This is a genomic window from Streptomyces sp. NBC_01716 (genome assembly GCF_036248275.1).
GTDB lineage: Bacteria > Actinomycetota > Actinomycetes > Streptomycetales > Streptomycetaceae > Streptomyces.
On sequence record NZ_CP109181.1, the window covers coordinates 4,019,234 to 4,045,339 of the forward strand.

The following is a 26,106-nucleotide window of genomic DNA, read 5'->3' on the forward strand; positions in this document are numbered from 1 at the left end:
TGCGGCACCGCCTACGCACGCAGCTACGCACGCAACGCGATCACCGTCGTACCCGAGCCGACCGGGCCGACCCGCAGCACCGTGCCGGTCAGGTCGTCGAACGATGTCATCTTGACGCCTCCGTGCGCGTCCGCGGCCGACATGGCCACCCGGTACGCCCCCGGGTCGGCGTCGCCGATCTCCAGTTCCACCACCGCCCGGGTGTTGGGCGGCACGGTCACTCTGAGGGAGTGCGTGCCCTTGGAACGGCGCAGGGAGACCGAGACGGGGCCGCGCACGGACGGGACCGTTCCGTCGACCCGGGTCAGCCTCCCGGTCCTGGGCCGGACACGGAACCCGGCCGCGCCCGGTTCCGTGACCTGGACGCCCAGTACGTGCCGGGCCACGGCGTTGGCGGGGGCGGAGGCCCAGGCGTGGGAGAAGGTCATGTTCGGCTTCAGGGACGGGTCCCATGCCTCCGCGACAATGGTGGCCTTCAGGTCGTCGATCATGTGCAGCCATGAGTTGGTGGCCCTGGAGGTGAGCAACGCGAGCGCGGCGTCGGCGCGGCCGAGCCGGAACAACGCGTCGAGCAGGAACTGCGCCCCGTACACGCTCATCTTCATACCGCCCGCGGCGAGAGTGTCGCCCATCCTGGTCAGCACCTCGCCGTCGAGGGAGGCGTCGACACCGAGCGCGACCGGGAAGGCGGTGGCGTGCTGGGCACTGTGGGTGGTGCCCACACCATCGCGGAACCGACCCGCCGAGGTGTCGAGCAGGGTGTCGCGCATGGCGGCGGCGAGGGTGTCGGCCCGCTCCCGCATCAACGCTTCCTCATCGCTCTCGCCGAGGGCGTCGGCGCACTTGGCGAGAGCGTCGAAGGCCGCGTACTGGAAGGCGTTGACGACGGTGTTGACACTGGTGAAGACGTAGCCGTCGCGGCTGGTGGCGGGCCAGTCGACCAAGTCACCGAGATCCTGGCTGGAGTTGCCGGGCGACTTGTGAACCAGACCGTCGGGACCCAGATATGAGGTGAGGTTCTTGGCGGCGAGCAGGGCGTAGTCCTTGGCGAGCTGCCGGTCGTCGCCGGTGGCGAGATAGTCCTCCCAGGCGGAGATCGCGCACATCAGCCGGTACTCGGTGGGCCAGGTGCCCTGGCGGACCAGATAGTCGTTGGACCACCGGGCGAGCGCGTACGAGCGCTGCACGCCGTACTCGGAGAGCTGGTTGATCAGCGCGTCGCCCTCGTAGGGGCCGCGCTCGCGGGTCGGGGTGTCCTGGTAGAGGTCACCGCGGGTCGCCTCGATGGAGTAGCGGCACAGGTCCCAGACCCGGTCCAGATCGGGGTCCGAGCTGCTGAAGCGGGAGTCGGATTCGTCCCAGTCGAGCTTCCAGGCGCGGCCCCTGACGGTCGCCCGGGACAGGTCGACGGAGGTGCGCAGCTCGGCCCAGCGGAAGCCGCGGTAACCCCAGTGCTCGAAGCGCTGGGGACCGTCGCGCAGGGTCCACACCTCGCGGTAGAGGTTGGTGGCCCGCAACTGATACTTCACGGTGCCGTCGGCGTTGAGCTCCTCGCCGAGGCGTACCTCCACGGTGTCACCCGCGTTCCCGGTGACCTCCAGGGCCAGCCCGCCGGCGATCTCCCGGCCGAGGTCAACCAGCCAGCGGCCATCAGCCACTTCGGTCACCGAGGCAGGGGTGACGTCGTGCAGCCGTACGGGCTCGATGAGCGCCGGGACCAGGCCGTCGATGACCGAGCGGGATGCGGGGGTGAGCCAGTCGGCGTCGTCGAAGCCGGGCTCGGTCCAGCCGACGGGCTCGTTGCGCAGATCCCAGTACTCCTGGGGCGCGGTGAAGAAGCTGCTGCCCGCGCTGCCCCCGCCCGGGAGCAGGCCGTGCTCGCCGCGGGCTCTCCAGTCGCCGCCCGAGCCGATGGTGGCCCGGCTGCCGTCGGTGTAGGTGATCTCCAGTTGGGCCAGGAACTTCTGCTCCGAGGGGGTATGACACAGCGCGGCCAGAGCGTTGGCCCGGCCGGCGCGCAGGGTGTCGGTGATGTCGAAGGACTGGTACGCGACCCCGGAGCCGGAGCGTACGGAGGCGTAGCCGACCAGGCTGCCGTTGCTCCACACTTTGGCCACGTACTGCCTGGCCGGGTTGGCGGAGGTGGCGGCCACGTGCAGCACGGCGGCGGCGACCCTCTTGCCGTACGCCAGGCCGTACTCGTGCCGCAGCAGCGCCCAGGTGTTGTCGCCGCCGTAGGAGGAGAGCGAGAAGGCGCCGGTGGGGAAGGTGAGGACGCCGTTCGCGACAGTGCCCGCGGAGAACGTGCCTTTGTGGGAGGCGAAGTCGTCCTGGAGCAGCACGGTGCCGTCGGCCGCGGTGAAGCGGACGCTGTCGTACACCTGCGACTCGGTGCGGCCGTTGCGCAAGCCGATGTTGCCCGCCGGGTAGCGGGTGTGGGTGGTGGTGTCGACGACGGTGCCGTTGACGCCGGTGGTGAAGGTGGAGCCGGTCATCGTGACGGAGAGGTCCAGCCACTCACCGGTCGCGACCGGGAAGGGCAGAGTCACCTCGCCGAGGACGCTGTAGGTACCGTTCACGCACACGTGCTTGCGCAGCACTCCGGCGATACCGTCGGCGCGCAGTTGCCACATGTAGTTGTTGGCGGTGTCGGTGGCCCGGAACCACAGACCGGCCGCCACCGCGGTGATCTTCAGGCGAGTGGCGAAGGTACCGTCCGTCATGGTGGGCCCGGCCGGGGCCCAGATGGGCTCGGCCCGCCACTCGTCCTCCACCGCGGTCGCCATCAGCACCGGCTCCGACCACGACGACGATCGCTTGTCCCCCCAGCTGCGGACCCGCCACCAGTAGGCGGTACGCGGTTTCAGCGCCGGTCCGCCGTAGGCCACGGCGGTGGAGTCGGCAGCGGCCACCCTGCCGCTGCTCCAGACCAGTCGGTGGTTCTCGAACCCGGCCGGGGTGGTGGCGACTTCCAGCTGGTAGGCACGCTGGCGGGTGCCGGGGCCGAGGTCGGGGACCTGCCAGCTGAACCGGGGCCGCTGTCCGGCGGTGGTGCCCAGGCCCTGGGGAAGCAGGTCGGTCAGCAGTCCGATGGGCGCGGGTGGCGCGCCCTCGCCCTTGCCTTTGCCTTTGCCCTGCGCGGCGGCGGACGCCCGGGGTCCGGTGAACACGACAGAAGCGGACGCGGCGGCACCCAGTTGCAGGGCGGTTCTGCGCGTCGGGAGTCTGGACATGGGCAGCCTCCGCGGATGAAAGGTTTCATTCGGGTCCTCGGAGGCTAGGCGCTGTCCAGAAAACAGGTCAACAGATTGGACGAAAGAAACGAGCGAGGCAGAAGTGAAACGATATACATCAACGGAAGAGGAGCTCTCGCTCCTCATCGACACCGCGCTCGCTGTCAACGGCAGGTGGCACCGCAGCCGCGTTGAGAACAGACCCTCGAAGGGCCAAGGGCATGCTGTTGTAGGGCCAGGGCGTGCTGTTGTCCGGCATGCAAGGGATGATCGGACCATGAGTGGCGATGATCCTCTGGTGTTCGGTGCGGAGCGGGGCTGAGGGGGCGGTGAACGAAGGATCTCTTCTCAGACGGTACGAAGCACTCCTGGGCGCCGTACCGCAGTCGGTCTGGGTGATGTCGGCCGACGGGGTCGTCACTCTGCTGATGGGCAGCGGGATGCCGGAGAGGCTGTGGCACCCCGACGGTGAGAGCTCATGGATGGACGCGGTGCATCCGAAGGACCGGGACTGGTTCCAGCGGGCGTGGCGCAAGGCCAATCAGCAGCGGTCTCCCCTCGACACGATCGTACGAGTACGGCTTGAGGACGCCCCCGACCGTTTCCGCCACATCAAGATCATCGCTGCACCTGTCGTGGACCGGAGCGGGGAAGTGGAGTGGGTCGGTACCGCCACCGATGCCGAGGACGACTGGCGCTCCCGCATGCGGGAGAAGCTGCTGGCTCGCATGGCACCGGTACCGGCCGCGCACAACCTGTCCGAGGCCTTTCTGACCACTGCGGCAGCCGTCGTGCCTGAACTCGCCGACGCCGTCGCTGTCTTCCACGTACAAGGCGACACCCAAGCCGCTTTCCGGACTTCCGATGGAGTACCGACCGCGGCGTCGGCAGAGCGGGTGGGGCTTGCTCCCGGACTGCCTCCCATCCATCCGCTGGACGCGGACTTCCTGCTGGGGCCGGCCGCACAAGAGGCCATCGAGAGCCAGGAGGCGGGGCTGCTGACCTTCCCGCCCGGAGAGCCGCCCGAGGACAGTCTTTCCAAGGTCACCGTCCGGTGGCTGCGGGAGGCCGACGCGACGAGCGTGGCCCTGCTGCCCGTCGTGGTGGACGGCCGGACTGTCGCGCTGGCGACTACAGCGACCTGCCGGGGCAACCCGCCCTCGGACGAGGCCGACCTCTCCCTGCTGCAGGACGTCTTTCAGCAGATGAGCGAGCCCCTGCGCCGGACAATGGAACTGCAGAGCATCCGCGACATGGCCCTCGTACTGCAGCAGTCCTTCCTGGCCGTCCCGCCGTCCGTCGAAGGTCTCGTCATCACGGCGCTCTACCATCCGGCCGACTCGGCCGCCGAGGTCGGCGGGGACTGGTACGACGCCGTCAGACTCTCGGCCGACTCGCTCGCCCTGACCATCGGCGACATCGCAGGTCACGACCTGGACGCGGCCACCGCGATGGGGCGTGTCAACAGCATTCTGAGGGGACTCGCCTACGACAGCGGTCCGGCCGCCAGCCCGGCGGCCACCTTGAGCCGGCTCGACCGCATCGTGCAGGCGCTCGACAGCCCGTCGATGGTCACGGCGGTGCACGCGGTCCTGCACCGGCAGGCGGACGATGCCTGGCACATCGCCCTGTCCAACGCCGGCCACCCGCCACCCCTGCTGATCCCGGCCGGCGCGCCATCGCGGTATCTGCACGACCTCACGGCCTCGGACCCACCCCTGTGCGTCGGCGAGGCCCTCCCCCGTACCGACCTCCACGCGGTCATCCGGGAGGGCGACACCTTGGTGCTCTACACCGACGGACTCGTGGAGGTGCCGGGTACGGACATCGGTGACGGCCTCCAGCGCCTGCGTGAGCACACCGACGCGCTGGTCCGAAAGGGGGTACCCCAGCTGACCCTGATCCGAGGGCTCCTGCCGCCCGTCAAGAACCGCCGGGACGACATCGCCGTCATCGCCCTGCAAGCCCGGAGGGAGCGGTGATGCCCAGCCCCCGGCCCAGCCCCCGGCCCTGCCCTCGCCCCACCGAGGGCCGGCTTGGCCGTCCTGCCGGACGCATCCTCATTCCGCTGTTTCGCTTGCACCCGGAACACCACGTTTATACCGTTGGTGAGCCGTCCTTGACCGAAAGAGGCGCCGCATGAATGCTCCGCACGATCGACAGAGCGGACTTGCCACTTCGCGCGCCCACTCCGCCCGGGTGTACGACTACATTCTGGGCGGCAAGGATCACTATCCCGCCGATGTCGAAGCGGGCGACGCCATGTGCCGGCACTGGCCCGCCCTGCCCGTCCACATGATGGAAAACCGCCGATTCATGCACCGCGCCGGCCGCTTCCTTGCCGAGGAGCGGGGCATCCGCCAGTTCCTCGACGTCGGGACCGGTCTGCCGACCTCGCCCAACCTGCATGAGGTCGTGCAGGAGGTGGCGCCGGAATCACGCGTGGTCTACGTCGACAACGACCCCATCGTCCTCGCCCACGCCCGCGCCCTGCTGCAGAGCTCAGCCGAAGGGGCCACCGCGTATGTGGACGCCGACATGCACCACCCCGACACCATCCTGGACAGCCCCGAGTTCCGTGACCTCATCGATCTGAACCAGCCCGTCGGCCTGATGGTGATCGGCATCCTGCACTTCATCCTGCCTCCGGACGACCGGCGCCTGATCAAGCGGCTCCTGGAACCGCTGCCGTCCGGCAGCTATCTGGCGATGACCATCGGCACCGCCGACTTCGCGCCCGAGGAAGTCAACCGGGTGGCAGAGGAATACCGGCAGCAGAACATGCCCATGGCGCTACGCGATCTCCCCACCGCCACCTCGTTCTTCGAGGACCTGGAACTACAGGAGCCAGGAGTCACCCAGGTGCACACCTGGCGCCCCGGCCCTGAGCAGGCCGGCATCGACGGCCGCGACATCGCCATGTACGGGGCGGTTGCCAGAAAGCCCTGAAGCAACCCTGAAGAGACCTGCGCCGGGGTGATGCCTCGTGCGCGGCGGGTTCGCCTGGCTGGTCCCGCGAAGGAGTGGCCGAGCCACGTGTAGTAACAGCGGCGCCGCGCCGGGAACAGCCGGTCCGGCCGGCGCCGTTGCATCCGAGAGACCGACGTCGCAGGGCAGGGAACACGGAGACCATGAGGTCGTCCGCCCCTGCCTGGATCCAGGCCGTCGGGATCGCGGTACGCCCGTCGCGTACCCGGACCAAGACGTATTTCTACAGAAGGACTGTCCCATGACTGACCGGCCCTTGACGCTCATGGCAGTACACGCCCACCCCGACGACGAGGCCACCGGAACCGGAGGGATCCTCGCGCGGTACGCGGCGGAAGGCATCCGCACCGTTCTTGTGACGTGTACCGACGGCGGTTGCGGTGACGGGCCGGGGGGTGTCAAGCCGGGCGACCCCGGTCACGATCCGGCGGCCGTCGCCTTGCTGCGCCGGCAAGAACTTGAGGAGAGCTGTGACGTCCTGAAGATCAGCGATCTGGAGATGCTGGACTACGCCGACTCCGGGATGGCGGGCTGGCCGAGCAACGACGCCCCGGGATCCTTCTGGCAGACACCCGTGGAGGAAGGCGCCGCCCGGCTCGCGGAACTCATGCGGCATTACCGGCCCGATGTGGTCGTCACCTACGACGAGAACGGCTTCTACGGCCACCCCGACCACATCCAGGCCCACCGCATCACGATGGCGGCGCTGGAGATGACCGCGCTGACACCGAAGGTTTACTGGACGACGATGCCCCGCTCGCTGATGCAGCGGTTCGGGGAGACCATGCGCGAATTTCAGGAGGACGTGCCGGAGTCAGAGCCGGAGCCGGATCCCGCCGAGGCCGCCGCGATGGCCGAGATCGGCCTCCCCGACGACGAGATCACCACGTGGGTGGACACCACCGCGTTCAGCGGTCAGAAGTTCGACGCGCTGGCCGCGCACGCCAGTCAGGGCGAGAACATCTTCTTCCTCAAGATGGGCAAGGAGAAGTTCGGCGAGTTGATGGGCACGGAGACCTTCGTACGTGTCAAGGACGCCACCGGCGCGACCGTACCCGAGAACGATCTCTTCGCCGGACTGCGCTGATCCCTCCGTCCGGCCGGCCGGGGCTCGGGAAAGCTCATCGGCCTCAACGGACCTGCCCTCCTCGTCCCACTCCGAGGAGCCGCCGCATCCAGGTGGACCAAGTCAGATTTTTCGGAGTTCGGCGGTCTGCGGATGTCGAGAACGTGCCACCGGCTCCGTCCCGGGGACATCAGCGGCCACGACCGGCCGCACGAGGAAGAAGGAGAAGCCAGCATGGCGATTCAGCGGATGGACAACGTCGGCATCGTCGTCGAGGACATGGATGCCGCCATCGCGTTCTTCGTGGAACTCGGTATGGAGCTGGAGGGCAGGGCGGAGGTCAAGGGCCTCGTCGCCGATCAGTGCACCGGACTCGACGGCGTCCACTGTGACATCGCGATGGTCCGGACCCCGGACGGTCACAGCCGGCTTGAGCTGGCGAAGTACCGCAGCCCCGCGGCGATCGGCGCCGGGCCGCGCAACCGGCCGCACAACATTCTGGGCACGCACCGCGTCATGTTCGCCGTCGACGACATCGAGGACACGGTTGCCCGCCTGCGCCCGCACGGCGCCGAACTCGTCGGCGAGATGGCCCGGTTCGAGGACAGCTATCTGCTCTGCTACGTACGCGGCCCGGAGGGCATCATCGTCGGACTGGCCGAGCAACTGAGCTGAGAAGGAGAAACCGAACCACGCGGCCGAACGAGATCATCGTCGCCTTCGCCTGGAACGCTAGTTCATGCCGCGCAGTTCCTGGAGTTCGCCGCCCACCTTCGTGCGGAGCGTCTTGAGCAGTTGGGGCTTGGCGCCGATTGCCCATCTCGGGCCGACGAGGTAGGTACCGCCGTACATGCTCGCCGTATCCAGCCACGTCAGCTTGAGTTTCTCGGTCGGGAAGGTCGTCACGATCCAGTTGCCCTCCGGAGTGACGCACACCGCCTCGCGGAGTTCTTCGGCCTCGGTACGCATCTCCGCCGAGCAGCCCGTCATGGACGCGATCTTCTCGATGCTCGCGGGTGCGGCCGAGGGGGCAGGCGTGGTGGTCGCCTTCCGGGGTGGGCTCGCCCTGACGGCCGGATCGGCCGAGCAGCCCATGACCAGGGCTGCCAGGAGGAGGGGCACGGCGAGCGCACTCGTGGTGCGTGCGGGGTGGGCGCGAGGTGCGGTCACCGGTGTTGCCTTCCTGCCGGGTCGGGTGTGTCGGGAGGTACGTACCGGTGGGGCGCGTCGTTCACCTGTCTCCGCGCCGTCGGGGTTCAAGACCGTTGAGACCCGGAGGACTTGGAGTCAGCCACTAAGATGATTAGTATCAGCGGTCAAGTCCTCGCAAAGCGATTCGCCCACCCGGGGTGACGGCGGAGGAAGAAGGAGCTCGCCTCAGTGGCGTCCCATCGTCGTCCTAAGCAGCCGAACCCCGCGTACACGGGCATGCTCACAGCGACCGCCGCGGCTGCCGTGGCGCTGTCGACCCAGTCCGCGTCCGCCGACCCGCTTCCCGACCCGAACAAGAAGGGTGTCCAGGCGCAGATCGATCGCCTGTACGAGGAAGCGACCCAGGCCACGGAGAAGTACAGCGGGGCGAAGGAGAAGGCCGACAAGCTCGAAAAGCGGGTCGACAGTCTCCAGGACTCGGCGGCCCGCCGCCAGGACGGTCTGAACGAACTCCGCAACCGTCTCGGCTCGGTGGCCACCGCCCAGTACCGCAGCGGCGGGCTGGACCCGTCGGTGCAGTTGCTGCTTTCCACCGACCCGGACAGCTATCTGGACAAGGCGTCCGACCTGGACCGGCTGAGCGACCGGCAGGCGGAGACGCTCAAGCAGTACCAGTCCCGGCAGCGCACATCGCAGCAGCTGCGGGCGCGGGCCGGCGAACAGCTGAAGGCGCTTCAGGACACGCGTAAAGAGCTGGGGAACAAGAAGAAGGAGATCCAGGGCAAGCTGGCGAAGGCGCAGACCCTCCTCAACTCGCTGACGGCCGAGGAACGCGCGGAGCGGACGGCCGAGGAGGACCGGGTGAACCGCGACAGCGACCGCGTCGACCTCGGCGACGAGGCCAGTGCGTCACAGCGCGGCGCGGCGGCCTTCGCCGCGGCGAAGAGCCGGGTCGGCATGCCGTACGTATGGGGAGCGGCCGGCCCGAACTCCTTCGACTGCTCCGGCCTGACGTCCTGGGCGTTCCAGCAGGGCGGTGTCGCCATACCCCGTACGTCCCAGGACCAGGCCAACGTGGGCACCCGGATCAACTCACTGAGCGCGCTCAAGCCGGGCGACCTGATCATCATGCGCACCGACCTGAGCCATGTCGGCTTCTACGCCGGGAACGGCCAGATCCTGCACTCCCCGAAGCCGGGCGCGCAGGTTCGCTACGAGTCGATCGCCCGCAGCGGCATGCCGTTCATGTGGGGCGTGCGCCTCTAAGCCAGTCCCGGAGGACAAGCAACCAGGAGAGGCAGCAGCGGCATCAGTACGGCTGCCCCGGCCACAACGGCCCGGAACGCGGGATGCGTACGCCGGGCCGGCGCCAGGATCCGGCGCAGCCGTATGTGCACGGTGCGTCCCCCTGCGGACAGCGCGCCCTTCGGGACCGTCTCGGCCGACGCCATCTCGAACATCGCGGTGATCAGCGTCCGCTGGGAATGCACGTGCAGGGCCCCGTCGTCGGCGGCCATCTCCAGCAGGAGCGGGATCTGCTCCCCCGTCTGCCTGGCCAGCGGCACTCCCTTGAACACAACGGCGAAGGACCGCGCCGCCGCGAGAAGGAGATGGTGGCGGCCGGCGATGTGGACGCGCTCGTGCTCCACGACCGCGGCGATCTCGGCGTCGGACAGCAGCTCCACGGCGCCGCTGCTCACCACGATCCTGGAACGGCGGCCCGGCAGGCAGTAGGCGGCGGGGGTCGCGTGCTCAAGGACCGTGGCGCGCAGCCTCGCCGACGGTCGGCCCACCTTGTCCAGGACCTCGCGGTGCCGGGAGCGGGCCACGCGGGCTCGCAGTACGAGGTACGTGAAGGCGGCCACGAGGGCTGTCGGTACGGCCGCCGCAACACCGATGCCCAGGAACCGCACCGCGCCGGCGCCAGGCGGGCCGACGCCCAGTGCCACGCCGCACGAGTAGAGGATTCCGTGCAGATGGGCGCCCGGCGTCGCGAGATGGAGTGCGGCGAGGGCAACACACACGGAGAAGGACGCCGCGAGCGCGAACCACACAGCGGCGGCCAGCACCGGTGCCCGGTGCGGCCACGCGCTGCGCAGCATCACGCGTGGTGCGAGCACGCCGACGGCGGCGGCGTAACCGAGCAGTGCGGGGGCGGCGTTCACGGCTCGACGTCATGGTCGGTGACACGGTCGGTGCTGCGGTCCGAGGCGCCGTCGATGTCGCGGTCGGCGTCGCGCAACGCTTCGCGCAGCGCGGCCACTTCGTCGTCCGACATGCGTTCCACGAAGTGCGCCAACGCGACCCGCCGGTCCTCGCTCGCTCCCAGCGCGTCCTCCATGAGGGCCGCCGCGTACGCCTCACGGCTGCGCACAGGTGTGTAGAGCCACGCCTGGCCCTGCTTCTGTCTCGTCAGCCACCCTTTGCCGTGGAGGATCGACGCCACCGTCATGACAGTCGTGTACGCCGCCGGCCGCCGCGTGTTGATCTCGTCGACCACCTCACGGACGGTCGCGGGTCTCCCCCACTTCCACAGACAGTCCATGATCTCGGCTTCCAGGTTCCCCAGCCACCGCACTTCCGGAGTCCCTTCCACCGTCAACCGGCTCTTCGCCCACCTCGCCATCGTAGACGTGCCCGGACACCCTCCGGGCCGGCCATGTCCCGCGCGTTCACCGGGCAAGCCGAGCCTCGATGAGGTCCCTGAACTCGTCGTCAACGCGGCTGGGTTTCGAACAGCTTGCTGTACATCTGCTGGAACTTCCCCTGCCGCGCGGCGGCTTCTCCGGGGCGGGCACCGCGGGCGCCGCAGGGCGGAGCGGGTCAGTCGTGCAGCCCCGCCTCCTGCGCCAGCACCGCCGCCTGGACGCGGTTGGTGCAGTCGGTGCGGGTGAGGATGCTGCTGATGTGCGCCTTGACCGTGCCGGAGCTCAGGTGGAGCTGTGCGGCGATGCCGGCGTTGGAGAGGCCGGTGCCCAGCAGCCGGAGGACGTCCCGCTCGGTCGGCGTCAGGTCCGCGATCCGACGTGACGCGGCGTCGCTGTTGTGGCCCGACCGGGTCCGGAAGTCGATGAGTTGGCGGGTGACCTGCGGGGCGAGGACAGGTTCTCCGGCGGCGGCGCGGCGTACGGCGTCGATGAGGTCGCGGGGGCCGGTGTCCTTGAGGAGGTAGCCGTGCGCTCCGGCGCGCAGGGCGCGGGTGACGCTCGGTTCCTCGCCGAAGGCCGTCAGCATCACCACCCGGGTGCGGGGCGAGTGGCGGGCGATCTCGGCGGCGCCGGTGATGCCGTCGCCCGGCATACGGATGTCGAGGAGGGCGACATCGACGAGGTGTGCGCGGCAGGCCTCGACGGCCTCGCGGGCGTCCTGGGCCTCGGCCACGATACGGATCTCGTCGTCGTTCTCCAGGATCAGCCGGATCCCGGCGCGCATCAGGGCCTCGTCGTCGGCGATCAGCACTCGGATCATCGGTTCAGTGTAGAACCGCCATGATCAATAGGAGGAGGGTGCCACCGACCGTCGGAAGCAACACCAGCATCGCCGCGCAGCCCCCGCCCAGGAGGCGGGGCCAGGTGAGGACTTCCGTGGACAGCGGGGGCTGGGAGCCCGCCCCGCCGGACACCGGCCCGGACGAAGCGGCGTACACGGACGACGGCGCGTACACAGGCGAGGGCGCGTACACCGGCTTCGGCACGGCGGGCCGGGCGGGTATCCGGGCGGAGAGGGCGAAGCCGCCCTCCGGACTCGGCCCGGCGCTGAGGGTGCCCCCGAGCAGGCCGATCCTCTCCCGGAGACCGACGAGTCCGCTGCGGCTCCCGTCCCCGGGCGAACGGGGCACCGGCGGCGCGTCGTTGACGACGGAGACCACCACCATGTCCCCCTCGTCGTCGTACGTCACACGGACGGGCGCGCCGGACGCGTGCTTCAGCGCGTTGGCGAGTCCTTCGCGGGTCACACGGTGTACGGCCTGCCGGGTGCGGGCGTCGGCGTCCGCAACTCCCGTCGCGTTCCAGTGCAGTTCGGCGTCGGCTCCCGCGTTCCGGGAGTCCGCGACGAGGGCAGCGAGATCCTCGCGGGTCCCCCGCTCGCCGGTCTCCTCGTAGGACTGGTGCCGCAGGACGCCGAGGATGCCCCGCAGCTCTTCCATGGCTGTTCCCGCGGTGGTGCGCAGGAGTTCGGCCTGGGCGGCCAGCGGAGGTGCCTGTCGTTCGGCGGCGAGCTGGAGGGCTCCGGCGTGCATCGAGATGAGGCCGATGCGGTGGCCGAGCAGATCGTGCATCTCGGCGGCGATGCGCGCCCGTTCCTCCATGCGGGCCGCCTCGTCGGTGAGGAAGCGGGCCTGTTCGAGGTAGGCATTGCGTTCGCGCAACAGCCCGGTCAGCGGACGGCGACGCCCCAGCATCATGCCGGACAGCGCGGGCAGCAGGATGAACAGCCCGCTCAGGCCGGCTCCGGCGGCCAGGTACGGCATCGTCGGGAGTCCGCTGAGGGACTGCGCGGCGGTCGCGGCGAGCGCGGAGCCGGCAGCGCTCGCCCCAACCACCTTCCAGGCGCGCCGTGCTGGGGCGATGCGGCGCGCGGCGGACCACACGACGAACGGCGCCACCACCATCGCCCACACGTTGTCCCCGGCGACCACCGGCACGCAGCACAGGACCGTCAGGGCCGGGTACAGCCGCCGCGCGGGCACCAGCAGCGCCGCCCACACCCCCAGGAGGGCCGTCGTGACCGGGTGGGCCGGCGGTATCAGCGAAATCGGCGCCAGCGAGCACAGCAGGACCAGGCCGACGAGTACGGACTCCATGGCGACGGTCCGCCGGGGCGCGGCGCGCACCGCGTCCCGGATCGTGGCGGCCTCGCGGCGCGTCCGCCTCCACGGTCGCACGGCCGGGGTCATGGTTTCCTCCGTGTGGGCGCCGTGCTCAACGGCTGTTCTCGTCATACGCGTCGGCGAACCGTCGCGGCCTCAGGCAGCTCGTGCCGCTCCTCCCGGGACCCGGAGTTCCGGCTCCGCGCGCAGCGCGGCGACGTCCACCCCGCTCTCGGCCAGTACACGCTCGATCTCCGCCGCGGACTCCGCGTCCGTCCCGGTCTTGTCCAGCAGGGCTGCCAGCAGATGGGTGGTACCGACCGTGGGCGAGCCCTGGGAGGAAGCGGTGTACTGCGCGACGTGCAGAAGCCGTCGGTCGCGGTCGGCGGTTCCGTCGCCCAACGGGAGCTCCCCCTCCGCGGCCCCGGTGGCAGAGAACAGCACCCGGGCGACAGCGTCCAGCCGTGCGCCGTACCGGCGCAGCAGTTCCGCCCCCTGGTTCGCGCCCGTCAGCTTCTCCGGCAGCTCACGTCCCGCGACGGCCAACGACCGGTCCAGCGCCAGGATTCCCAGCAGTACGTCGACGGGCTCCTGCTCCGGCGCCCCGCGCCGCACCGCCCCCCGCAGCGCCTCCGCGCGCACCGCGCTCACGACCGAGGAACCGAACCCCGCGCCGCCCCCGAACACCCACGCGCTGAACTTCCGGGTCAGCGGATTGCCGCTCTTCCCGAACGTCCCCGACTTGCGCAGCATCAACACCGAGCCGGGCTCCGGCGCTGTGTCGCTCCCACGCAACGCGTCGAGCGCGGCCGAGGCCGCGGAGATGTCCACCTTCTCCACGACCATGGCCTCGCGGGCACGTGTATCGGGCAACTCGACCAGTGCGTACGCCACATGGCGCACACGCACCGAAACGGCCCCCTCCTCCCGTGCGTTCACCAGCGCATTGCGCAGACAGGCCCGCAACGCACCGGTCACCGGCGGGAGTTCAACACTTTCCCGCTCCGCTTCCTCCTTCTTCCGGTTCTTCCAGCGCAGCCTGCTGGCCCTGTCCTGCCGGACCTCCCGCCAGACAGAGTCGATCTCCCGCTCGTCGTCCGGGGCTCCCGCCGCGCCGTCACCCGTGTCGTCGCTGACCCACACGGATGTCCCACGGGCCGAGATCGAACCGCTGAGCGAGCCGGAGGCCCTCATCCCGGGGGCGATCGCGGAACCTGCGGCGGAGTCACCCGACACGAGCGCGGCAAGCAGGCTTTCCGTACCGGCATCCTCGCGTTCCTGCTTGTCCACGTTGCTCATCGTCTCCAGCAACAGCTTGACGACGTCGATCTCGAACTCGGTGGTCGCACCGGCGTCGCGCTCGGAAGTTCGCTGATCCATCGGTGTCTTCCTCTCCCTGGTGTCACCTGCCGAGAAGGACGCTAGCCCGCGCCCTCCGGCTCCGCGTCGGCCGACCTGCCACGCTTCCGGTCCGAACGGCCAGGCGACTTGTCCGCAACGGCCGGATTGCGGCCGTCGGTTGTTCTCGGACAAGGTCTTGCGACTCGCGGTGAAAGCGGGAGGTCCGGCGTAGAACTTGTGGGATCAGCGGGGAGTGACGCCGGCGGGGAAGGCGACGGGTGCTGTCGGACGACGCATGGCGTGAGTTGTTGGGGCAGGGAACTGTCCGTACGTTTCGCGAACGTAGCGTGATGCTGAGGCAGGGCTCCGCGGGAACGCACCTGCTCGCACTCACCGACGGCCTTGCCAAAGTCGTGTCACGGGAGCCGGGCGGAGTCATGACCTGGCTGGCCTTCCGCGGACCGGGTGACCTGTTGGGTGAGGTATCCGTCTTCAACGGCACCCCGCGTACGGCGGAAGTGGTCTCACTCACCCCCTGCACGGCTGTCGTGCTCGAAGCGGAACGGTTCCGCCAATTCGTCGAACGGCGCGGTCTCGTCATGGACTTGATGCGCCAGGCCCTTTCCCGACTGCGGGAATCCGACGCCCACCGCAGCGAACTGCTGACCCTGCCGCTGGTCGTCCGGCTGGCGCGGGCTCTCCTGCGGCTGGTCGAACTCACCGCGCCCGGAACCGAATCGGACGTCGTACGACTGACCGGTCTGAGCCAGGAGGAGATCGCCCAGGCGATCGGCGTGACCCGCAACGCGGCCATCACGGGACTGCAACGGCTGCGGGAGTCCGGCGCGGTGGAGACGGCCCGCAGGACGATCGTCGTCAGGGACATGAAGGTACTGCGCGCCTGGGCGACGGCCGCCCCGTAGACGGGTGAACGCGGTTCGCCCCAGGGGCACGCGGACGCTGTGACGTGAGACACCGGCGAAGCGCCCACCACTGTGCAGTCGCACGCACGGAACCGGCGGAACCTCGAAGCAGCCGGCCATCGGCTTCGTCAACGCCCTGCCCTCCACGAGGAGATCACGCATGACCACACCCGTTCCCGCCCCGTACTCCGAAAGCCGACCGCTGCCTCCCTACCGCGCCCTGTTCGCCGTGGACGCGAAGGACTTCACCGGTCTTCCCGCCGTGCAGCACGGCCCCGTCAGCCAGTTGATCCCCGAACTCGTCGACCAGGCGCTGGAGCAGGCCGGGCTTCACGAGCTGCGTGACTCCAAGCGGTTTCCGGCCAACACCGGGGACGGCGTGGTGTTCGGCTTCGACCCGGCGTCGCTGCCCTATGTCCTCTGGCCGTTCCTGGGCGTGCTGGACGACATCCTCGGCGCGTACAACAAGCAGTCCGTGGGCCCCCGCATCAGGCTCCGGGCCAGTGTCCACGTCGGGCCGCTGCCGGACGCGGACAACCCCGGCGACGGCAACGGCACCGCACGCAACGACACACACCGGCTGCTGGACTCCCGTCCCGTCAAGGCCATCCTGGCGGCGGCGAGCGAACAGGTCACCCACCTGGCGGCGGTCATCTCCCAGCGCGTCTACGAGGACGTCGTACTCGGCGGGTACACCGGACTGCACCCGGAACGCTGCGTGGAGGTCCCGGCCACCGTGGAGGGGAAGAACTTCTCGCAGCGGGCCTGGCTGTACGTCCCGTCGCCGTCCGGAAACCTGGTGCAGGCCGGGGTACGACCGCGTGAGAAATCCGCGGAGCAGGGCGGCGAATCCGTCGATCAGCAGCAGGAGCCGGTCGCGCGGCCCGGCACGCAGTACAGCGGCAACACCCAGCACGTGGGCGAGGGCGCTGCCGTGATGGGGAACGTCGGACGGGACGTCACCTACACCGGCGGTGCCACCTCGTACCGAGGTACCAACCAGCACTGGGGCAGCGGCGACAACGTGACGGGGGACAAGCGGGTCGGCGGGGACGGGGACGAGCGGTGAGCGCCGAGGCGGCCCCGGACCCGGACCCGGACAGTTCGGAGAGCGCCGACCAGGCGGGGGTACGGGACTCCTACCGCGGCAATCATCAGCGGCTGGGCCAGGGCGCTCAAGTCATGGGCCCGGTCGGCGGCAACTTCACCGTGATCAATGCGGCCACGCTCGACGAGAGCGTCACGGACCTCATCGTTCCGCCGCGGCTCCGGGAAGGCCCCTACCCCGCGGCCGATGTCCACGAACGACTGCGCGGATTCGTGGAACCGCCCACCTACGCGCGGTGCCGGAAGGTGCTGGACAGCCGCGTTCTGCTGCTGACGGCCGGCAGCGGAACGGGCGCGAGCACGGCCGCGTTCGCACTGCTCGCGGAGCGGTACGGAGCCGACGGCATCACCGGCCTGGACTCACCGGACGACCTCTCGCGCTGGCGCCCGACGGAGAGGCGCGGCTATCTGCTCCAGGGTTTGTCACCGAGGGCCGCCGACTCGCTCAGCGAAGTCGTACTCACCGCGCTGGCCGAGGTGTTGCTTCGATCGGGTGCCCATCTGATCGTCACCGTACGGGCGGAGACGGAGCTGCCCGGCGACACGGTGGCCTGGCAGGCCGTACACCGCCCGCCACCGCCGGTCGAGGTGGCCTCGAAGCGTCTGAAAATCATGGTTGAGGCGGGCGAACTCACCCCGGGGCAGGGTGCCGACGCACTGAGGTACCTCGCCTCCGCGGACTTCACCGGCCATCTGCGTGCCCATCCGCTGCCACAGGACGGTGTCGAGGTGGCGGAGGGACTGGGTGATCTCTTCGTCGTACCTGGAAAGTCCGCCGCATCCGTACTCGACGATCTACAGGCCGGCAGCCTCACGGCGGCCCGGAAAGCGCTGGCGAAATCGAGCCACCAGGCCGACAGCCTCGCCCTGATGGCGGCGATCTCGCTGCTCTCGGAACAGGACCGTACGGTCATCGAGAAGTTCAGCGCGATCCTGCGCCCCCGCATCGAGGAACGCGGCGGCCCGGCACCTGTCGCGGCCGAGCCGGCCGAACGCGGGGCTCACACGCCACGCGACCTTCTCGGGCCCTCCTTCGAGAAACGGCTGGAGACCGTCGGGGCACGTCAACTGCCGCCCGGCTTCGGACCGGCGCAGCGCTATCCGGTCCAGCCAGTCGTTTTCTCCGGTCGCCACCGGTCGGACGCCCTGCTCCGCTGTCTGTGGCTCGACCACGAAGGCATGGGGGACCTGCTGTCGAGGACCTTGGGCGAGGTTCCCCACCACCCCGGCATCGAGCTGGCGGCGGGCCGGGCGATCGGGAAGGTACTGGCCCACGCGACCGGCCCGGACACACTGCGCCAGCTGCACCCCTTCGCCGACTCGAACAAACGCTGGCAACGCCGTCTGGTGGCCTACGCGCTCGGGCAGATGGTCGAGCACCCCGCCCTTACCGGCGCGGTACGGGAACAGCTACGGCAATGGAGCCGGGCCGCCCCCGTCCCCCTCCGCTGCACCGTGGCGGAGACCTGCGCGGGCGGCTACGGCCTGGCCCGGCCCGCCGTCGCCCTGAGACTGCTGGACTCCGTGCTCGGCGAGCCGGACAAGGACCTGGACGGCAGATTGCGCACGGCGGTGTCGTTCGCTCTCAGCACCCTTCTCTCCGAGGACGCCAACTACGGCCTCGTGCTGGACAGGTTGAGCCAGTGGCAGGGGGCCGAGCCGGGCACACAGCGTCACGCCCTCGCCGTTCACTTCGTCGAGTCGGTGAGCGTGGATACCTTCCCCCTGCCCAGAGCGCCGGGCAAAAAGCGCGTGCGACTGGCCGACCTGCTCGCGGACCACCCCGAGTGGGCCCTCGACCTCGTCATCACCGCGCTGGACGACCCCGCCACCCACGAAGCGATGGCGAGGGGTCTGTCCGTGATCGAGAGCGACCCGGACTCACGGCGCCGGACCGCCTTCCCACGCTTCCTCGCAGCACTTTCCAGCGCGGCCCGGACCAACCGTGGCGTCCTGCGATTCGTCCTGCGCCGCCACCGCATACGTACGGCCTACTCAACAGAAGGGTTCGCCTCATGACCGGTCCGCTCATCACACCTCTGAAGTCCTCACCGGCCTGGCAGTTGCTCCGCCTCCGCTTCAGTGCCCCGGAGAACCGGGCGCTTGTGTTCCTCGCGGACGACGGGGCCGACGGCATGGTGCCGCCCCGCGACGGGGACTACTGGGGCTATCCCCGGCCGACAGTGCGCACAGTGGGTCAGCGGGACTTCTTCGACATCGTGTGGGTCTCGCTCGCGGAACGGCGGATCTCGGTCGACATCCCACGCCGAGCGCCGAAACCCCCTGCCCGCTACAGAGTCGCCTGGCGGATCAGCAACCCGGTCGTCGCGGCGAGGAACCGGCTCACGGAGGAGCGGGCACGGCACCTGGTGGCCCGCGACATCAGCGACAGCGCCAGCCTGCCCGGCCCGGCCGACCCGCTACGACGGCCGCCGCCCCACTTCGGTACGACAGAGATCGAACCGCCCGGCCGGCCACGGGTGATCGACGGCTTCGGCCTCACGTACTGGTTCCTGGACCCGCCGGCCGCGCTCCTGCCCACCCCCGGCACCGGTGCGGAACCCGCCCTCCCGCCAGGCTTCGGCGAAGCCCACCGTGAGGCGTACCGCTTCTACCGGGAGGTCATCGCGGGCGGTCCCGTCGGCCTGGCCGCCCTCTGGCTGCTGACCCAGCCGGAACAGGCGAAGGACGTGCTCGAATGGACGGTGACCCACCGCAATCTCCTCTCCGACAAGGACAGTTGGGAACACACCCTGGCAGCGACGCTTCAGTCACTGACACCGGAGGACCGGGGCTTCGTCGGAGTCAACCTGGCACGCGTCCTCAGCGACATCGGGGTCCCCCAGGGCGACGAGATCCTGCACCGGCTCGGCCATGACGACGGGACGGAGGGCTGGAACGGATCCTAGAACGGGCGGGCGTACGGGTGCTTTCGCACGTGGTCGTAGATCCTGCGCAGCCATGGCTCACGGACCGCAGGCAGGCGTGCCAGCGTGTGGAGGAAAACCTTCGAGTCGGGGCGGAACAGCTCGTGCGGGTACGGCGGCAGGGGGTCGTCGCGGAAGACGCCCTCGGGCATGCCGCCTGTCGCCGGAACCGGCTGCTGTTCGCGGGGGAAGGCCAGAGCGGTCCACACGTCGGCGGCCAACGGTACGGCTTTAGCCGTACCGGGCGGCTGCCACGTCTTACCCGTTCGTGGATGCCGTGGGACCAGGGCGATGTCGGCAACAGGGTGCGGGGCAGGCAGGTTCGGGCCGGCGAGGCCCGCTCGCTTCGGCGGCGGGCCCGGCGGGAGCAGCGTTTCGAGCGCGCGGCCGAAGGTGTCCGCGACGAGGCCGTCAGGGACCGCCACAGGCGCGCCCGCCGAAGCAGCCAGCATGTGTGCCAGCGCCGCCCCGACCGCCGCCTCCCACCTCGGGTTCCACCTGCCGGACTGCTCGACCGAGGGGGTGCCCTTCCACTCGACGGTCCGGCCGGCGGAGCCTTCGGCGGGAAGCCGGCGCACGGCGTCCGGCGCGAGCCACACCGCCTGCCAGAGGGAGCAGTCATCGATGCGTGTCGCCACCGCCAACCCGCATCGGGCACACGCGAGGTTCGGGCCGTCCCTCCCGTCCAGCCCCAGGCAGTAGCCGTCGCACCGCTCCGGGATCAGGACGGTGCCACGGGTGTCGCCCGGCGCGACGACGACCGCCCCCGGCGCACCGAAGGAGAGGGCGTGCACGGGCGCGAAGATGCCGCGAGCCTCTGCCTCATCCGCACCGATCTCGCTCCACGGCCGCCAAGGCGGCCCGGAGGGCTCCGGATCGACGGCGTACGTCCCCGGTTCCATGAGCGCGGGAAGCATGTCGTGTCCGTACGTGTGATGGGCATGAACCGGAAGCGCGACCCGCGACACGGAGGCGGTCAGCACGGCGCCGCACCGCGCGCACGCGAACACATCGGCCATCGGACCTCCCCGCCCCAGGACAGGTGAATCATCCCAGGGCGGTGCCCCGCCGGACACGCACTAGTCCGCCGGCAGTGGCTCCGTCCGGGGCGCCGGCGTCTCCCACGGGATCCGGGTGGCGCACAGCGTGACCACGAAGGCGCAGACGGAGACCAGGCCGAGGCCCCACGCCAGGCTGCTCGCGTTCGCCACGAAGCCGATGAGTGGGGGGCCCGCCAGCAGGCCCGTGGTGCCCATCGCGGCGACCAGGGTCAGGGTGTCCGAGCCGCGTTTCGCCGCCGCCACGTAGACGCACGGGGTTACCGCCGCGACGCCCAGGCCCACCGCGCCGAAGCCGAGCAGGGCCGGGATCACGCCGCCCGCCAGCAGGGCCGTGCCCAGGCCCACCCCGGCGACCACGCTGCCCAGTACGACCACCCTGCCGTCGCCCCAGCGGGCGCGCCAGCCGTCGGCGAGGAGGCGGGCCGCCACCATCGCTCCGGAGACGACCGCGATGCCCAGCGGCGCGACCTGCTCCGACGCCAGCGCGATGTCCTCCATGTAGAGCGTGGACCAGTCGTTCATGGCTCCTTCGGCCACGGTGCCGAAGGCCATCGCACAGCACATCCAGAGGGTGACGCCGGTGGGCAGCGTCCAACCGGTGCGGGTGCGGGACGTCTTCTTCTCCTCGGTCTCGGCAGGGGCTCCTTCGTCCGGGAGCAGTCCCGTACGCGCGCAGGCGGCCAGGATGACGAGCAGGAGCGCCGCGACGCCGAAGTGGGCGACGACGGACGAGGTGACCGCGTTCATGCCGGAGGCGAGCAGCGCCGCCGCGAACGACCCGGCGCTGAACGTGGCGTGCAGCTTGGCCATGGTGTTGCGACCGTACGTGGTCTCCAGGGCCGCCCCCTGCGCGTTCATCGCGGTGTTCAGGCACCCCACGAGGACGCCGTCCACGCACATCACCAGAAGCGCCACCGGGTAGTTCGGCGCCACCGAGAGGGCCAGCAGCATCAGGGTGAGGCCGAGGGCGGACAACAGCGCGAGCTGTTGCGAGCCCAGACGCCGCATCAGGTACGCCACCAGGGGGAAGGACACCGCGGCGCCGACACCCGCCGCCATCAGGAAGAACCCGACCTCGGCCGACGTCAGGTGGAGATCGGCCTTGAACGCCGGGATGCGTGAGGCCCAGGTGGCGTACTGGAAGCCCAGGGAGGAGAAGAGGGCGGCTGTCGCCAACTGTCCGCGGAGGAAGGGGTCGTGGACACGGAGCACCGGGCTCAGCTCGCTTCGGGTAGGGGGGACGGGACGGCTGGCGCCGGGACGGTACGGGACATGTAGACGGCGCCCGCCGGGTAGCTGCCGGAAGCCACCGCGTCGGGGTGCGCGGTGAAGCCGCGCGCCGACCAGAACTGTTCGCTCCCGCCGACCGCGACGAGGGATATCCGCTCGTAGCCCTGGGACCGGGCCGTCCGGTCCAGATGTGCCACGAGGCGGCGGCCCAGGCCCTGCCGGCGGTACGCGGGGGCGATCACGATGTCGTGGAGATGGAGGTTGCGCGAGCGGAAGCCGCTCTCCTCCGGCCGCTCCAGGTCCGGGTACCGGCCGGCCGGGTAGGGGAGCGCGAGCAGATAGCCGGCCGGCCCGTCGGCGGTCTCCAGGAGGAAACAGGTGTCGGGCGAGGCGTCGGCCCGGGACCTCAGGGCGGCGCGCCCCTCGGAGAGCCCGAGCCCGGTGTAGGCGTCGGACTCCAGGGTGACAACGGCGTCCCAGTCGTCCTCCCCGATGGGGCGGATCCGGATGCCGCCGTCCCCCGTCCCCAACCTCCTGTCCGCCGCACGCCGTCCGCCGCCCGTCGTCGTACGGGGCAGCGGGGCGACGCCGTTGAAGCCCTCGGTCATGTAGCTGACCCCGTACGCCCCGGTGGACAGGACCCACACCGGGTCACCGGAGGCCAGTTCGGCGGGTACCCGCACCGGGCGGTGCTCGGCGGCGTAGGCGTCGTCGCTGTCGCAGGTGGGACCGGCGACCACGACGGGGACCGTGGGGGCGTCGTCGCGATGGGTGGGGAAGACGAGGCGGTACTGGAGCGCGTCCATCTCGTACAGCCCGTTGAACTTGCCGCAGCTCAGATAGAGCCAGTGCCTGCGGTTGCCGTCCGGCATCTCCCGCTCCGACAGGCGGACCACCCGGCCCCGGACGGCCCCCTGGTCCGCGACGAGGAAGCGTCCCGGTTCCATGACGAAGCGCAGCTGCGCGCCGTGGGTCCGCCGCAGTTGGGCCATGCCCTCGCGCAGTACGGCGAAGATCTTGTCGATCGGAGGGTCCAGCTGCACCCCGCGCCGGTCGGTGTAGCCCAGTGCGGGAAGACCGCCGCCGAGATTGACGTGGTCGAGCACGATGCCGCGCCGGCCGAGGGCGTCCATGACATCGGCGATCCGCTCGACCGCGGCGTGCCAGGCGTCCGGGTCCATCTGCTGCGAGCCGACGTGGACCGAGAGCCCGGCCGGGGTGAGGCCGAGCGACCTGGCGGTCTCCAGTACGCGTACGGCGTCCTCGGGCGAGCAGCCGAACTTGTCCTTGAGCCCCCACAGGGCTCCGCCGCCCGCCGTCGCCACCCGGCAGAAGACCCGGGCCCCCGGCGCGTGGGCGGCGACGGCCCGCACGTCCTCGACGCTGTCGGTGGCGAAGTCGGTGATGCCCATCCGGTGGGCCGCCGCGATGTCCTGGTCGGACTTGATGGTGTTGCCGTAGTGGATCCGGCCGACCGGCACCCCGGCCCGCAGTGCCTGGGCGAGTTCCGGGAGGCTCGCCCCGTCGACACCGCAGCCCTGGTCCGCCAGGTGCGCGATGACGTCGTCCACCGGGCATGCCTTCATGGCGAAGCGGATGTCGGTGCCGGGGAGTTCGTCGAGCAGTGTGCTGTACCGCTCTCCGATCCCGTCCAGGTCGAGAACGATCTGGTCGTGGTCGGCGCGCGTGAGCGCGTCAATCAATCCGTGGGCCGGCGCGTCCGTCAACCCGTCCGTCAGCCGTGCCGGGAGTTCCTTCATCACCTGTCCTCCCCCACCGGGTTGAGCACGGGCGTCCGGCGGGCCGCGCGCACCAGCCGCTCCCACTCCTCGGTGAGGAGGGCGAAATCCTCCATGTCGCTCCGCGCCTCGTCTAGGAGACGGTCACGGTGCGGGGCCAGATGGTCGGCGAAGTCGGCGTAACGGCCGCCCAGTTCGCGGTACGCCGTGTCGAGGCGGCGCAGGCGCTCGCGGTTGTCGGCCGTGTCAACTCCGGTGCTCTCGCGTACGAGTTCGGCGACGGCGCGGGCGCGCACGTGCCCCTCGTCGTCGAGCAGGGTGTCCCCTGCTCGGCCCAGAGCGTCGTAGACAACGTTGTAATAGAGCATCGAGAGCAGGAACTTGGCGAAGCGCGTCTGGTACGCGACGAACCCCTGGTCGGTCCGGCGTTCGGCCGTGTAGAAGTTCACGATGTTGCGGTTGTGCAGGACGCCCGGCAGCCCGGCGTCGTACACGAGGTGGATCAGGAAGTAGTCGCTGCCGATGGTGTCGGTGGCCGGGGGCAGCGGGACGCGCCCGTGCACGCCGTGGAAGGCGATGTTGCACATGTCGACCCGCATGGGGTCGACCAGGGACAGCGTCGTACGGTCCTGGTCGAACGCGGCACTGCCGGCGCCCCGGAAGGACTCCTCGACCAGTTCCCGCTTCTGCTCCGGAGACCAGTCCAGGGGAGCCCATAGGCTGACGACGTCGTGGTACACGTCGCCGTCGATCGACTCGATCTCGTCGATGTCCACCGACGGCGGGCCGATGAAGGAGCTGCCGACCATGCTCACCGGCCGGTCCGCGTGCTCGGGGGCCAGTTCCGTCTCGGAGACGGACCGGGCGGCCTCCGCGGCCGGGCGGCCGAGCGAGGTCAGTTCATGGTGGATGGGGAAGACCGGTGCGCCGTCGGCCACTTGGTAGCGGCTGTCGGAGTCCCTGCGGTGGACCGACTCGCACCCGAGGGCGAAGCTGATCAGGAAGGCGCGGTTGGTGCAGGCGCCGTACGAGAGTGAGTCCGGCAGCATGAGGCGCAGCAGCAGCTCGGGTTTGGTGGCATCGGCCCGGCCGATCGTCCGCTCCAGGAAGTCCTTCTGGCCGGCCTCGTCCAGGTGGTGGGGAACGACGCGCGGGTGCCCGGGAAGACGGCGCACGGCGGCGGCGTGCTCCTCGTACGTCGGGGTGTCGCACGAGTCCAGGATCAGCAGGTGCACCTCGACGTCGAAGTGCTCGGCGGCGTGGACCGCCTCCGCGCCGATGGCCTCGATGGTCGCCGGGCAGGCCCGGTTGGTGGGCAGCGTCAGGCAGATTCTTCGCATGCCCGCTCCCCGTCGCGCTCGTCGAGGTCCTGTCCGCGCCAGCCCTTGAGACCCAGGAGCTTGCTGCCCAGTTCGTCGAGCTGGGCCCGGCCGTACCTCTCGGCCTCGGGGCGGGTCGCGTCGCCCAGCAGCGTCCCGTTCCAGGTCGGTGTGGTGACGTCGCGCCAGGACTCGACGCGCTCGCGGCGCAGGCTCCGGTGGCCGTCGAGTGCGGGCATCATCGAGAGGTACTGCACCGCGCGCGCCTTGTCCTGCGAGCGGTTGGGGGCCACGCCGTGGGCCAGGAAACCGTTGAAGATCAGCAGGTCGCCGGCCTCCAGATCGGGCCGTACGACGGGGAGTTCGGCCCGGTCGATCGCGGGGCGGATCGGGTCACGGTCGGCCGGCTGGAGAGCCTTCCAGCGGTCGAATCCGCGGAAGAGCTCGGGGCAGCACTGGAAGCCGCCCTGTTCCGCGTTGGTGTCGTTCAGGGCGATGATGCCCTGGACCCGCTGCGGCGGGATGCCCAGTGTGGAGTCCACGTCCCAGTGGAGGTTGATGTCGAAGCCCGTCTCACGGAATTCGATCAGGGACCGGTCACGGGTCTTGATGTTGGGCGGGTTGAGGTTCAACCGGTCCAGGGTGACCCAGAGTTCCTCGCAGTCCCACACGTCGGCGAACGCGTCGTAGACACGGCGGCTCTGGCGGCTCTCCCACAGAAGCTGGTGGTGGTACGCCTCCACGAAGCCGTAGATGTGCAGCTCCTGGTCCAGTTCGGAGCGGTACTCCCGCTCGTCGTACCAGGTCTCCGGGCGTTCGGGATCCAGACCCTGGAAGTCCCAGGTGAAGTCCAGCAGACGCCGGGCGGACTCCGCCGGTATCGCCTGCTTCACCACGACGTAGCCGTAGGTCTGCCAGAAAGTGAAGTCCTCTTCGGACAGGACGCGAAGCGGACGCGTCTTCTTGATGTCGCGCAGCGGTGTCTGGGCGAGGTAGGTCTCACCGTCCGCGCTGAAGTAGGGGCGGTCGGTGGCGGCACGGTGGAGATACGGATTAGCCGTTGGCATGCGTTGCTCCGAGACTCGGTGGCGGAGTCGCGACAAAGGGAACGAACGGACGACGCGGGGCGCGTCGTCGGCGGTCATGTCCGCCGGCGGCGCGCGCGGGTGAACACAGGGTCCGGCGCGGAGCGCTTCCGGATGCGAAGCGC

General features: G+C 70.1%; 21 protein-coding genes and 1 pseudogene. 9 read left to right on the forward strand and 13 right to left on the reverse strand.

What is annotated here, in order from left to right; all coding sequences use genetic code 11:
- Positions 1-23: 23 nt before the first annotated feature.
- A complete protein-coding gene (locus OIE74_RS17410; RefSeq protein WP_329384286.1) occupies positions 24-3,233 on the reverse strand; it encodes a family 78 glycoside hydrolase catalytic domain in 3,210 nt (1,069 codons plus the stop codon).
- Between the two features lie 329 nt (positions 3,234-3,562).
- Between OIE74_RS17410 and OIE74_RS17415 the strand changes: the two genes are divergently transcribed.
- The 4 genes from OIE74_RS17415 (at position 3,563) to OIE74_RS17430 (ending at position 7,962) form a co-directional block, all read left to right on the forward strand.
- Positions 3,563-5,215 carry a SpoIIE family protein phosphatase gene (locus tag OIE74_RS17415; protein ID WP_329384289.1) on the forward strand — a complete coding sequence of 551 codons (1,653 nt, stop codon included), beginning with the start codon at positions 3,563-3,565 and terminating at the stop codon, positions 5,213-5,215.
- 157 nt (positions 5,216-5,372) lie between these two features.
- Entirely contained in the window at positions 5,373-6,182 is an 810-nt protein-coding gene (locus OIE74_RS17420; protein WP_329384292.1) for an SAM-dependent methyltransferase, read from the forward strand.
- Between the two features lie 280 nt (positions 6,183-6,462).
- Entirely contained in the window at positions 6,463-7,308 is an 846-nt protein-coding gene (locus tag OIE74_RS17425; protein WP_329384295.1) for a PIG-L family deacetylase, read from the forward strand.
- Between the two features lie 213 nt (positions 7,309-7,521).
- Complete coding sequence (locus OIE74_RS17430; protein WP_329384298.1) at positions 7,522-7,962, forward strand: VOC family protein; 441 nt, start codon at positions 7,522-7,524, stop codon at positions 7,960-7,962.
- Between the two features lie 57 nt (positions 7,963-8,019).
- On the opposite strand, the gene OIE74_RS17435 is transcribed toward OIE74_RS17430, so the two are convergent.
- Positions 8,020-8,457: a hypothetical protein gene (locus OIE74_RS17435; RefSeq protein ID WP_329384301.1), complete on the reverse strand. Its 438-nt coding sequence runs from the start codon at positions 8,455-8,457 to the stop codon at positions 8,020-8,022.
- A 210-nt stretch (positions 8,458-8,667) separates the two neighbouring features.
- On the opposite strand from OIE74_RS17435, the gene OIE74_RS17440 reads away from it, so the two are divergent.
- Positions 8,668-9,705, forward strand: a complete 1,038-nt coding sequence (locus tag OIE74_RS17440) for a C40 family peptidase (RefSeq protein WP_329384304.1) — start codon at positions 8,668-8,670, stop codon at positions 9,703-9,705.
- Here the strand turns inward: OIE74_RS17440 and OIE74_RS17445 are convergent.
- From OIE74_RS17445 to OIE74_RS17465, 5 genes are all read right to left on the reverse strand, one after another.
- Positions 9,702-10,604, reverse strand: coding sequence for a M56 family metallopeptidase (locus OIE74_RS17445; protein ID WP_329384306.1), 903 nt, complete (start codon positions 10,602-10,604; stop codon positions 9,702-9,704). The genes OIE74_RS17440 and OIE74_RS17445 overlap by 4 nt on opposite strands.
- A complete protein-coding gene (locus OIE74_RS17450) occupies positions 10,601-11,017 on the reverse strand; it encodes a BlaI/MecI/CopY family transcriptional regulator (RefSeq protein WP_329384307.1) in 417 nt (138 codons plus the stop codon). Before OIE74_RS17450 ends, OIE74_RS17445 begins: the two co-directional genes overlap by 4 nt.
- A 245-nt stretch (positions 11,018-11,262) precedes the next feature.
- Complete coding sequence (locus OIE74_RS17455; protein WP_329384314.1) at positions 11,263-11,907, reverse strand: response regulator transcription factor; 645 nt, start codon at positions 11,905-11,907, stop codon at positions 11,263-11,265.
- 4 nt (positions 11,908-11,911) lie between these two features.
- Entirely contained in the window at positions 11,912-13,336 is a 1,425-nt protein-coding gene (locus tag OIE74_RS17460) for a sensor histidine kinase (RefSeq protein ID WP_329384317.1), read from the reverse strand.
- Between the two features lie 69 nt (positions 13,337-13,405).
- Positions 13,406-14,629: a Clp protease N-terminal domain-containing protein gene (locus OIE74_RS17465; RefSeq protein WP_329384322.1), complete on the reverse strand. Its 1,224-nt coding sequence runs from the start codon at positions 14,627-14,629 to the stop codon at positions 13,406-13,408.
- A 239-nt stretch (positions 14,630-14,868) separates the two neighbouring features.
- Between OIE74_RS17465 and OIE74_RS17470 the strand changes: the two genes are divergently transcribed.
- The 4 genes from OIE74_RS17470 (at position 14,869) to OIE74_RS17485 (ending at position 19,529) form a co-directional block, all read left to right on the forward strand.
- Positions 14,869-15,513 carry a Crp/Fnr family transcriptional regulator gene (locus OIE74_RS17470; protein ID WP_443076145.1) on the forward strand — a complete coding sequence of 215 codons (645 nt, stop codon included), beginning with the start codon at positions 14,869-14,871 and terminating at the stop codon, positions 15,511-15,513.
- Positions 15,514-15,673: 160 nt separating this feature from the next.
- Positions 15,674-16,582 carry a hypothetical protein gene (locus tag OIE74_RS17475; RefSeq protein ID WP_329384328.1) on the forward strand — a complete coding sequence of 303 codons (909 nt, stop codon included), beginning with the start codon at positions 15,674-15,676 and terminating at the stop codon, positions 16,580-16,582.
- Positions 16,579-18,639: a hypothetical protein gene (locus OIE74_RS17480; RefSeq protein WP_329384330.1), complete on the forward strand. Its 2,061-nt coding sequence runs from the start codon at positions 16,579-16,581 to the stop codon at positions 18,637-18,639. The genes OIE74_RS17475 and OIE74_RS17480 overlap by 4 nt, the downstream gene beginning before the upstream one ends.
- Entirely contained in the window at positions 18,636-19,529 is an 894-nt protein-coding gene (locus OIE74_RS17485) for a hypothetical protein (RefSeq protein ID WP_329384333.1), read from the forward strand. The genes OIE74_RS17480 and OIE74_RS17485 overlap by 4 nt, the downstream gene beginning before the upstream one ends.
- On the opposite strand, the gene OIE74_RS17490 is transcribed toward OIE74_RS17485, so the two are convergent.
- The 6 genes and pseudogenes from OIE74_RS17490 to OIE74_RS17515 form a co-directional block, all read right to left on the reverse strand.
- Positions 19,526-20,566: a hypothetical protein gene (locus tag OIE74_RS17490; RefSeq protein WP_329384335.1), complete on the reverse strand. Its 1,041-nt coding sequence runs from the start codon at positions 20,564-20,566 to the stop codon at positions 19,526-19,528. The two genes, OIE74_RS17485 and OIE74_RS17490, sit on opposite strands and share 4 nt — an antisense overlap.
- Before the next feature lie 60 nt (positions 20,567-20,626).
- Positions 20,627-21,820, reverse strand: a complete 1,194-nt coding sequence (locus tag OIE74_RS17495) for an MFS transporter (RefSeq protein WP_329384337.1) — start codon at positions 21,818-21,820, stop codon at positions 20,627-20,629.
- A 5-nt stretch (positions 21,821-21,825) separates the two neighbouring features.
- A complete protein-coding gene (locus OIE74_RS17500) occupies positions 21,826-22,368 on the reverse strand; it encodes a GNAT family N-acetyltransferase (protein WP_329392334.1) in 543 nt (180 codons plus the stop codon).
- A 15-nt stretch (positions 22,369-22,383) separates the two neighbouring features.
- Positions 22,384-23,598 (reverse strand): annotated as a pseudogene (locus OIE74_RS17505) (type III PLP-dependent enzyme); the annotation flags it as partial.
- On the reverse strand, positions 23,598-24,917 hold the full coding sequence (locus tag OIE74_RS17510) for a DUF6271 family protein (protein ID WP_329384340.1): 1,320 nt from the start codon (positions 24,915-24,917) through the stop codon (positions 23,598-23,600). The gene OIE74_RS17510 and the pseudogene OIE74_RS17505, both read right to left, overlap by 1 nt.
- Positions 24,899-25,963 carry a phytanoyl-CoA dioxygenase family protein gene (locus tag OIE74_RS17515; RefSeq protein WP_329384343.1) on the reverse strand — a complete coding sequence of 355 codons (1,065 nt, stop codon included), beginning with the start codon at positions 25,961-25,963 and terminating at the stop codon, positions 24,899-24,901. The genes OIE74_RS17510 and OIE74_RS17515 overlap by 19 nt, the downstream gene beginning before the upstream one ends.
- Positions 25,964-26,106: the final 143 nt, after the last annotated feature.

What these genes read in the sequence shown, in the direction of transcription:
- OIE74_RS17425 (WP_329384295.1), top strand. Translation starts at nt 6,463, where the DNA reads ATGACTGACCGGCCCTTGACGCTCATGGCAGTACACGCCCACCCCGAC.
- OIE74_RS17490 (WP_329384335.1), bottom strand. Translation starts at nt 20,566, where the DNA reads ATGGCCGATGTGTTCGCGTGCGCGCGGTGCGGCGCCGTGCTGACCGCC.
- OIE74_RS17510 (WP_329384340.1), bottom strand. Translation starts at nt 24,917, where the DNA reads ATGCGAAGAATCTGCCTGACGCTGCCCACCAACCGGGCCTGCCCGGCG.
- OIE74_RS17410 (WP_329384286.1), bottom strand. Translation starts at nt 3,233, where the DNA reads ATGTCCAGACTCCCGACGCGCAGAACCGCCCTGCAACTGGGTGCCGCC.
- OIE74_RS17420 (WP_329384292.1), top strand. Translation starts at nt 5,373, where the DNA reads ATGAATGCTCCGCACGATCGACAGAGCGGACTTGCCACTTCGCGCGCC.
- OIE74_RS17515 (WP_329384343.1), bottom strand. Translation starts at nt 25,963, where the DNA reads ATGCCAACGGCTAATCCGTATCTCCACCGTGCCGCCACCGACCGCCCC.
- OIE74_RS17460 (WP_329384317.1), bottom strand. Translation starts at nt 13,336, where the DNA reads ATGACCCCGGCCGTGCGACCGTGGAGGCGGACGCGCCGCGAGGCCGCC.
- OIE74_RS17475 (WP_329384328.1), top strand. Translation starts at nt 15,674, where the DNA reads ATGACCACACCCGTTCCCGCCCCGTACTCCGAAAGCCGACCGCTGCCT.
- OIE74_RS17430 (WP_329384298.1), top strand. Translation starts at nt 7,522, where the DNA reads ATGGCGATTCAGCGGATGGACAACGTCGGCATCGTCGTCGAGGACATG.
- OIE74_RS17485 (WP_329384333.1), top strand. Translation starts at nt 18,636, where the DNA reads ATGACCGGTCCGCTCATCACACCTCTGAAGTCCTCACCGGCCTGGCAG.
- OIE74_RS17455 (WP_329384314.1), bottom strand. Translation starts at nt 11,907, where the DNA reads ATGATCCGAGTGCTGATCGCCGACGACGAGGCCCTGATGCGCGCCGGG.
- OIE74_RS17465 (WP_329384322.1), bottom strand. Translation starts at nt 14,629, where the DNA reads ATGGATCAGCGAACTTCCGAGCGCGACGCCGGTGCGACCACCGAGTTC.